Origin of the sequence: Arhodomonas sp. AD133 (assembly GCF_051195215.1) — a bacterium.
Lineage (GTDB): Bacteria > Pseudomonadota > Gammaproteobacteria > Nitrococcales > Nitrococcaceae > Arhodomonas.
Window position 1 is genome coordinate 1 of record NZ_JBNAZM010000084.1, and the last position, 8,381, is coordinate 8,381.

8 protein-coding genes are annotated in these 8,381 nt (G+C 63.1%); all 8 read right to left on the reverse strand.

Features of this window, described 5'->3' with window-relative positions; all coding sequences use genetic code 11:
• Window positions 1–161, reverse strand: a 161-nt coding sequence (gene tnpB, locus ACPEES_RS22475) for an IS66 family insertion sequence element accessory protein TnpB (RefSeq protein WP_435106593.1), incomplete at its 3' end; no start/stop codon positions are given.
• Complete coding sequence (tnpA, locus tag ACPEES_RS22480; protein ID WP_435106578.1) at window positions 161–451, reverse strand: IS66 family insertion sequence element accessory protein TnpA; 291 nt, start codon at window positions 449–451, stop codon at window positions 161–163. The genes tnpB and tnpA, both read right to left, overlap by 1 nt.
• Window positions 452–657: 206 nt before the next feature.
• A complete protein-coding gene (locus ACPEES_RS22485) occupies window positions 658–2,274 on the reverse strand; it encodes a Swt1 family HEPN domain-containing protein (RefSeq protein WP_435106580.1) in 1,617 nt (538 codons plus the stop codon).
• 245 nt (window positions 2,275–2,519) lie between these two features.
• A complete protein-coding gene (locus ACPEES_RS22490) occupies window positions 2,520–3,230 on the reverse strand; it encodes a DUF3320 domain-containing protein (RefSeq protein WP_435106582.1) in 711 nt (236 codons plus the stop codon).
• A gap of 2 nt (window positions 3,231–3,232) precedes the next feature.
• Window positions 3,233–3,829 (reverse strand): hypothetical protein, encoded by a 597-nt coding sequence (locus ACPEES_RS22495; protein ID WP_435106584.1) that lies wholly within the window; start codon window positions 3,827–3,829, stop codon window positions 3,233–3,235.
• Complete coding sequence (locus ACPEES_RS22500; RefSeq protein WP_435106586.1) at window positions 3,829–4,233, reverse strand: hypothetical protein; 405 nt, start codon at window positions 4,231–4,233, stop codon at window positions 3,829–3,831. Before ACPEES_RS22500 ends, ACPEES_RS22495 begins: the two co-directional genes overlap by 1 nt.
• A gap of 19 nt (window positions 4,234–4,252) precedes the next feature.
• The gene (locus ACPEES_RS22505) at window positions 4,253–7,453 is read right to left on the reverse strand and encodes a type I restriction endonuclease subunit R (RefSeq protein ID WP_435106589.1); all 3,201 of its coding nucleotides are present in this window, start codon (window positions 7,451–7,453) and stop codon (window positions 4,253–4,255) included.
• Window positions 7,454–7,457: 4 nt separating this feature from the next.
• Window positions 7,458–8,087 (reverse strand): DUF4357 domain-containing protein, encoded by a 630-nt coding sequence (locus ACPEES_RS22510; protein WP_435106591.1) that lies wholly within the window; start codon window positions 8,085–8,087, stop codon window positions 7,458–7,460.
• Window positions 8,088–8,381 lie beyond the last annotated feature (294 nt).

The following is an 8,381-nucleotide window of genomic DNA, read 5'->3' on the forward strand; positions in this document are numbered from 1 at the left end:
ATGTACGTGCGCCGGCGGTTGATGAACACGAACAGGTCGCCGCTGGTCGGCTCCTCGCCGAGCGCGTGCCTCGCAAGAGCGCTCAGCCCGGCGAAGCTCTTGCGCATATCCGTCGGCCGGGCATACAGCCACACCCGTACCCGCGACTCCGGGAAGAACATCAGCGCCGCCGAAGCGTCAGCGAGACACCCTCGCCCAACGCGATCTCGACCTCCCAGCCGGCAGGCCGATCATCGAGCGCGCCGAGATCGATCACCGCCGCCCCGGACTCTGACGCCGGTGCCGCGTCGTCCATCGCCAGGCGGCGTTTCCAGTACGCGAAGGTGCTCAACGCCAACCCCTCACGCCGGCAGAACGCCGCTTGGCTGAGGCCGCTGGCTTCATGCGCGGCGAAGATCTCCCGCCACTGGGCCTCGCTGCGTCGGATATGCCGGCCCTCGTTGCTGATCATCGCTCCCTCCCGTGCCAGTGAATGCACGCAAAAGGCTATGCGCGGACTAAGTGTCCCGGAAGAACGGCCTCGAATGAACGCTTACCTATGCCCGACGTGCGTGCGAGTGACGTCTGGTGATCCTTCCGGCTAGATCGACAGTGGGGGCGGGGGAGTTGGAATGTGAAACCGCGGCCTTCTCGTAAGGTGCCCGATAGCAGAACAGCTCAGTCGCTGTATCGAATCGGCTCCAGTAGACGCTGAATTTCCACAAGTGCCTCCACCAACTCTCGCCGCGTAATATCTCGCATGTGGGCGACGGCGTTTCGCAACGGCTGTAAGCGCCGGAAGGACTCTTGTACGGACTCCTTGCTACCGAAGGCACTTCCGAAGGCACGCGACCAGTTGTCCCGTTGGACAATGATGGCCCGGTAGTCGTCTAGGTCCGCGTAAGAGAGTAGTGACCCGTCGGTCCCGCCAGCAGCTGCATCTCTTCCCTGCTTGTCCCACCACTTCTTCCTCAGATGCCCTGAGATTCCATACTTTTCCCATTGCCGGCCATGCGCCTTCTCCAGTTCTTCCTCTACGAACTGCCGTATCGCTGCTTCCAGCTTATACAACGCCATGTATGCAATCACGTTTGGGTCCGGTGCTCCGCCGTGCGGCACATGCAACCCTATTACTGCCAGGGCGGCATGAAGACTGGGTTCATCTGTGTCCCGTGGGCGTCCGTCGCGTGGATGCCGCTCACTGGGCCATTGGGTGACCGGTAAGGCGGCTGCGTGGACCGAGCCAGCCACACTGGGAATCGCCGACCGGTGCTGGGCGACAGCTGCGTGGGTTTCGGCTATCCAGGGCTCCAGACTGGGGGCTGTCCCGGCGACTAACCCGGTCTCGGGCATGGTCGTACGCGCCGACCTAATCGCTTCGATGATTGTGTCATTCGGTACAGCACTCTGGTCCAGAGTCTGGCGGAGTGCGGGTTCGATCTCGCCAAAGCGACCAAAACTGCCAAGCCTCTCAGCGAGGTGCTCGGTGTCTGGTATGGCCGAATGGATTGATTTCGCCGCCTCGATCAGAGTGTCGTCAGGTGTGTTGATCCGATCCAGGGCGTGTTGGAGTGCGGCGTTGGTCTCACCGAAGCGGTCGAGCTCGCCGAACCTCTCGTTGAGGTGCTCGGTGTCCGATATGGCTGAACGCATGGATGTCGCGGCCTCGACCAGAGACGTGTCAGGTTCGGTAAACTGATCCAGGGCGTGCTGGAGTATGGCGTTGGTCTCACCGAGGCGGCCGAGCTCGCCGAACCTCTCGTTGAGGTGCTCGGTGTCCGGCATGGCCGAGCGTATGGATTTCGCGGCCTCGACCAGAGCCGTGTCAGGTTCAGTAAACTGATCCAGGGCTTGCTGGAGTACGGCGTTGGTCTCACCGAAGCGGCTGAGTTCGCCGAGCGTCTCGTTGAGGTGTTCTATGTCCGGCATGGCCGAACGGATGGAATTCGCCGCGTCGACCAGAGAGCCGTCAGGTGTGGTGATCTGGTTCAGGGTGCGCTCGAGGAGAGCGCTGGTGTCAGCGCCATAGCTTGGCCCACCAAGTGTCGCCGCGAGGGGCTCAAGGTCTGGTATCGCCGTGCGGATCGCAATCTGCGAACTGAGGGCTTCGTCAATACTCTGTCGTTGCAGATCGAAAGCACACTGAAGGCGCTCAGCTGGTTCCAACAGATTACGCTCTAGTTCGCCGAACTTTCGCGCAATCGAATCGACCGCAGCCACGCGGGCGTTATCGAGGGCTGCGTCAAAGCTGTCTTTCGAGTCTTCATTATCCTGCAGGATGTCACCGATACGCATGGCCTACACGCACCCGAGTCTGAGACTTCGTCAACTCCACCAAGGATATCGGTCCACGACAATGTCGTGCAAATGGCCATACCCAATTTGTTGGGGTAGTGGGCAACATGTTCCCCGATATATGGGTATGTGAGAGAACCGGGATAGGTCACGGCTTAGACCGTTCTGGGTTGCTTCACACCCCTCCCTTCCAGGCGTAGACAAGGGCGTAACTGGCTGCTTCGGTTCAAACGACGTCACTACTATCACCGCCGCAGGAATGCCTCTCGCGCCAGGAAGAGCCGGTCGCCCCTACGGCCTACCATGTGCTCGTCTATCAGCGCCTGCAGAGGCGCCTGCAGGCGGTTACGCGCATTCGTTGTAAGCCGCACGAAACCGATCCGGTAAAGCCCATCATTCATCACTGTATCGGCATCGGCGCCTTCCTGTTCCAGCACGGCGTGGAACAGGCATAGCATGAGCTCCGTGTTATGGACATGATCGAGGTCCCGCGTCTTCTCGGGCGCGCCGGACCAGTCCCGCAGGCGGGGCACCAGAAACTGGGTCGGTCGCCCAATGAATTCGTCCTGCCATAGCAGCTCCCCCGCGTCCTGAAGCGAATCCAAGTGAGCCTCGATGCGTGCACGGATACGGGAGCCCAGTCGCCCGACGTCGGCGGCCGTTAGCAGGCGGTCGGCAAGTACCTGGAAGTGGACCGGGCCTTCAACGTCTACGACGCGCCGGATCGCCGCATTCAGCAGGTTAGCGTCGATGTCGTGAAAACTGGCCCGCCCGCCGAGGCCGAGTTCCACACGGTCGATTGCGTGGTACGGGACCAAGTAGAAGGTTGGCGTCCAGCGTTCAGGGGTCTGCGAGTGACCTGGGTGCAACGCATTCCCGGTCGCGTTTGCCTCCGGGTTGCGGATGAGATGCTGGTGAATGCCCACGAGCCCGCCGAATCCGCCCGGTATCGCCATGCTCAGGCCTCCCCCTCCAGCACTAGGTCCACGCCTAGCGTTTCGGCAAGGAGGTCGATCATCTCGTCCTGGAGCACCGTCCTCGGGCCGGCGGCAAGGCAGGCGTCGTCGAGCGAGAGCAGGGTTTCGGCACGAACGGCATCATCCACTCGCCGGGCAAACGCCGCGGCCAGGTGATGCACAATGCCGAGCGTCGGTCGCGGCTCCGGTTCGTCCGAGACGGCCGCGAGCCATGCGTTCAACTGTTCACCGGCTACGCGAACGTCGTGCGCCAACGCGTGTTCAGCGGCGCTGTCCGGGTCGGACATTCCGGCGGCCACGGGGTCGAACCGTCGCCAGCCACGCCCCAGGCATACGACAACGAAAACTAGCGCCGCAAGGAGATCCCGCGCCGGTTCCTGGTCCAGATCGACGCCGTTGGCATCCAGGACCCGCTCTCCCTGTTCTGCCACGTCTTCGACGCCAAGACCGAGCCGCTCCTTCTTGCGTAGGGCGCGTTCGCGACGCGCGATCACGGCCTGCACGCCCTGGCCAATCAGAGCAACCAGTCCAGCCACCAGCCGCAGAAGCAGGCCGATCACACCGACGATGGCGGCCATCAGCAGATAGACGACCTCAGGTAGGCGGCCTTGTGCCCGCGTAACTGGATGCCGGCTAGCTTGAATGAGGAGCGGCCCGGCTTGATCCAGTTGAACGCACCGACCGGGGTCTTGCTCGACACCGAGACGCCGCTCTTGGAGAGGTTCACCTTGGCCGCGTCCGAGCCGTAGCGCCCGCGCAGGATGAAGCGCCCGTTCTGCATCGCGACCTGGGTGTTCCTGGCCAGCCGCGTCGACACCCGCAAACCGTGGCTAGTGTTACCGGTGACATTCACGCTAGAGATACGAGTGTGGGCTCGCAGGGAGACACCGCCGGTGCGACCGGCACGCAGATACTTGCCGGTGTGCTCGATGCGCTTCTGGCGGCCGTCCCGGTCCTTATCGCCGAGCTTGAACAGGCTCATCGGCTTCCCGGCAGGGGGCTCAATAGGTGGAGGTGGGATTGGACGCCTGTCGGTCCGCCGAGTTCTCGCGCCACGTCAGCAGCCGCAGGATCAGCATCGCAAAGTCCCGCCCCTTTTCCTTGTCGTCCAGGATCTCCATGGACAGCTTCTCGTTGTCGTTCATGGCATCGAGCACGATATCCGCCACGCGCTGGGGGAACTGCCCGTGCATGAGCTGCTGCGGGCTGTTGCGGTTCACCTCCGCCATTACCGCCTCGTCGCGTTCGATGCGGTCGGCTACGCCCTGGGCGAAATGGAGTTTGTCGTCGTCGCTCACCTCGGCGCCGAATAGGTCGTTGAGCCGGTCGATGATCTCGGAGAGGCGCTTTTTCTCCGGGTCGTGGGGCTTGCCGGAACCCACCTCGCTGACGGGCTTCAGGTTGTATTCGCCGCTCTCATCCTGGACTTCGAGTTGCAGACGCTGTTCCTGGCGTTTGGTCAGCCGGTAGTGGGTGAGCGCCAGCTCCGATAGGTCGATCTCCTCCTGGTCCAGGCGATCCACGCGCAGCAGTGGGTGGAGGTGCTTGGCGAACACGCAGAGCTGCTCCAGCTCCGGGTCGTCGAAGCTGATGATCTGGGAGAGGAACTCGTAGCCGCGCACGAAGCTCTGCAGGTTCTTGCGGAAGAGATCGAGCTCGTCGATGGCCTCGCCCGCTTCCTTGATCTCGTGCTCGGCCTTGGCGGCCCCGGCCTCGTCACCGTTGCGTTCAGCCTCGCGTTTGGCCTGCTTCCAGGTGCTGCGCTGCTCCTGGGCGCCCTTGTAGCGGTGCGTGAACCGCTCTTTCGCTGGCTGGCAGTAGTAGCTCAGTTTCGTCGCACTCGCCTTGGGGTCGAAGAACGCCCGGGCGAACTGCTCCACCTCCTGCCAGTGGTAGATGCCGGCCGCGTCCAGGGTGCGCTGCAGGTCGTAGACCACGTTGGGGTCGGAGACGTCAGCGAGCTCGGCCTTGTTGTAGTAGGGGCGGAAGGCGTCGAGGATCTCCTGTTCATCGTTGATGAAATCCAGGATGAACGTCTCCTTGCCCGGGAAGACGCGGTTGAGCCGCGAGAGCGTCTGCACGCAGTCCACGCCCTTGAGCTTCTTGTCCACGTACATGGCACACAGCTTCGGTTGGTCGAAACCGGTCTGGTACTTGTTGGCGACGATCAGCACGTTGAAAGCGTCGGTATCCAGCGCCTCGGCATGATCGCGGCCCGTGAGGCCGGGGTTGAGCAGCGAGCTCTGTTCCGTGACCTCCTGGGGAATGGTGTCATCCGGCGGCACGGTGCCCGAGAAGGCGACCAGGGGGTGGACGTCACCCAACCCTTGCTCTTCCACATAGCGCCGCATGGCCAGGGCGTAACGCACGGCCTCCTGGCGGCTACCAGTAACTACCATGGCCTTGGCCTGGCCATTCAGCAGGTGACGCACGCGCGATCGGAAGTGCTCGACGATCACCTCCACCTTCTGGCCGATGTTATACGGATGGAGCCTCACCCAACGGGCAAGCCTGGCTGAGGCCTTCCGGGAGTCCACCTCGTACTCGTCGCCGTCTGGATGCGCGAGCCGCCAGGCGGTGCTGTAGGTGGTGTAGTTCTTGAGCACATCGAGGATGAATCCCTCCTCGATGGCCTGGCGCATGGAGTACACGTGGAACGGCTGCGGCAGGTTGTCGCCGCTTGCGGGCAGCTCCGGGTTCTCAGGCCGGCCGAAGAGCTCCAGCGTCTTGCCCTTGGGCGTGGCCGTGAAGGCATAGTAGCTGATGCGCTCGGTGGGCTTGCGCGCCTCGACCGCGGCATCCAGCAGCTCCTCGGCGCTCACCTCCTCGTCCTCCGGCCGGTCAGCGCCGAGGATCGACTTGAGCTTGCTGGCGGAGGCGCCGGACTGGGATGAGTGCGCCTCGTCGGCGATCACCGCGTAACGGCCCTCGGCTAGTTGCGGCCGGGCATCCAGGGCGTCGAACAGCGCCGGGAAGGTCTGGATGGTGACGATGATGATGCGTGTCTGCTCACTAAGCGCATCGGCGAGCTGCTCGGACTTGCTCTGGTTGCCGATGTCCCGGGTAATCGGGCGCACCACGCCCTGGGCGTGCTCGAACTGGTATATGGTTCGCTGGAGCTGGTCGTCCAGCACCGTGCGATCGGTGACCACGATCACCGAGTTGAAGAGCTTGTCGCCGCTCTCGCCGTAGAGCGAGGCGAGTTGGTGGGCCACCCAGGCAATGGAGTTGGACTTGCCCGAGCCGGCGCTGTGCTGGATGAGATAACGCCTGCCGGCGCCTTCCTCCGCCGTGGTGGCGAGCAGCTTGTTGACCACGTCCCACTGGTGGTAGCGGGGGAAGATCAGCGCCTCCTTCGTCGTGCGCTTGCCGTCGAAGCCTTCCTCCGTCTTCTTTTCCAAGTGCAGGAACCGGCCGATGACCTTGAGCCAGGCATCCGGGGCGAATACCTGCCGCCAAAGGTAGCTGGTGGCGTAGGTGTGCTCGTCCGGGGGCGGCGGGTTGCCGGCGCCGCCCTCGTCGGTGCCCTGGTTGAAGGGCAGGAAGGTAGTCTCCGGGCCGGCGAGCCGGGTGGCCATGGCCACCTCGTCCTGGCTCACGGCGAAGTGCACCAGCGCGCCGCGCTTGAAGGTCAGCAGCGGCTCGGGCTTGCGCGTCAACGTGTCCTTGGGCGGGCGATCCTTCTTGTACTGGCGCTTCGCCTGCTCGACGGACTGCTTGAACGCGCTCTTGAGCTCCAGCGTGGCCGTGGGGATGCCGTTGACGAACAGCACCAGATCCAGCCGCGGGTTGTATTCGCCCTCACGGGCGTGGGGCGAGTAGGAGACCTCCGGGACCACCCGCAGCCGGTTGGTGCGGTAACGCGCCTGGGCCTCGGGGTTCATGCCGTGATCGGGCTTGAAACTGCAGGTCTCGATGCGAACGCCGGGGACCTTGAAGCCGTGGCGCAGCACATCCAGCGTGCCCTGCTTTTCCAGCTCCCGGACGGTGGCCTTGATCAGCGCCAGTTCGGGGTTCTGGGGATTGTTCTTGGTGAACTTCTCCCAGCGCTCCGGGTAGGCCTCCTGGACGAAGCCGAGCAGGTCCTCGGGGTAGAGCGCGTTGGTGCGGTCATAGCCGCTCGCCTCGCCGACCAGCCAGCCATCGGCGGCGAGATCGTCAATGATGTCCTGCTGGAACTGGTGCTCGCGGCTATCGGCCATGACGTTATGCTTCGCCTTGTTGAGTCTCGACGCTCTGCTGGCTGATGATTTCGTCCTGCCAGTCGCTGTAGCTTTTCTTCGTGCCCGCGACGCACCAGCTTGTCCGACCGTTGGCGTTGCGTCCAGAAACCACGGCGGCTGCCGCACTCGGGCTCGAAAAGCCATGATCCTTCGTGAACCGCCGTTTGCCGGCGCCATCCGGCACCAGCACTTCATCCTGGGTCAGTTGCTGGAACAGATCGCTGTAGCCCTTGTGCTCCGACACCCAGCTTTCACGGGCGAGCGAGCCTTCCAGCACCACAAACTCGCCATCGATCTCCCGCGCCTGGGCCTTGATGCCGTGTTTCGGAATGCGCATCTCGAATACCGGCGAATCCGGTGAGGCCGGCGTCTGCTTAGCCGCGCCGGACTCGGCGGGCGCCTTGAGGAAGTCAAAACCAAGCACCGGCAAAACAATCCGGATCTGCTCAGCGAAGAAAGCCATGTCCGACTGATCCGCTTCCGGCAGTACGCCATACTCATGAGCGGTGCTGTTGACCAGGCCGCAGCGCCCGGCGTGCTTGGCCTGCGCCATGAGCTGGCTCTCCAGATACTTCACATGGGCCTTGGTGAGATTCTGATCTTTACTGGTCACTAGATGTCAGGTCTCGCCTGATTGTATTCCTGTCAACAGCTACCCCCTTTTCCAAGCCAGGCAGGCCTTGCGAGACTGCCTCACGGCCATGGAACCGAGCACGGAAGGTAGGTGCGCATGAGCAGCATGACGGTCCACGCCCGAGCTCGCACGACGCCGCGTATCCGCGAGGAAATCCGACACTCCTCGCTGTCGGAGCGGGAGCTGGCACGGCGGTATACTAATCATTTAGAAAGTAATGTCATGTTCTGGTAGAATTCATGCCATGAAATGGGAGCGCTCCAGTGAAGGTGT

Bases quoted from the DNA above. Each gene is read 5' to 3' on its own strand.
- tnpA (WP_435106578.1), bottom strand. From the start codon at position 451: ATGATCAGCAACGAGGGCCGGCATATCCGACGCAGCGAGGCCCAGTGG.
- ACPEES_RS22485 (WP_435106580.1), bottom strand. From the start codon at position 2,274: ATGCGTATCGGTGACATCCTGCAGGATAATGAAGACTCGAAAGACAGC.
- ACPEES_RS22490 (WP_435106582.1), bottom strand. From the start codon at position 3,230: ATGGCGATACCGGGCGGATTCGGCGGGCTCGTGGGCATTCACCAGCAT.
- ACPEES_RS22495 (WP_435106584.1), bottom strand. From the start codon at position 3,829: ATGGCCGCCATCGTCGGTGTGATCGGCCTGCTTCTGCGGCTGGTGGCT.
- ACPEES_RS22500 (WP_435106586.1), bottom strand. From the start codon at position 4,233: ATGAGCCTGTTCAAGCTCGGCGATAAGGACCGGGACGGCCGCCAGAAG.
- ACPEES_RS22505 (WP_435106589.1), bottom strand. From the start codon at position 7,453: ATGGCCGATAGCCGCGAGCACCAGTTCCAGCAGGACATCATTGACGAT.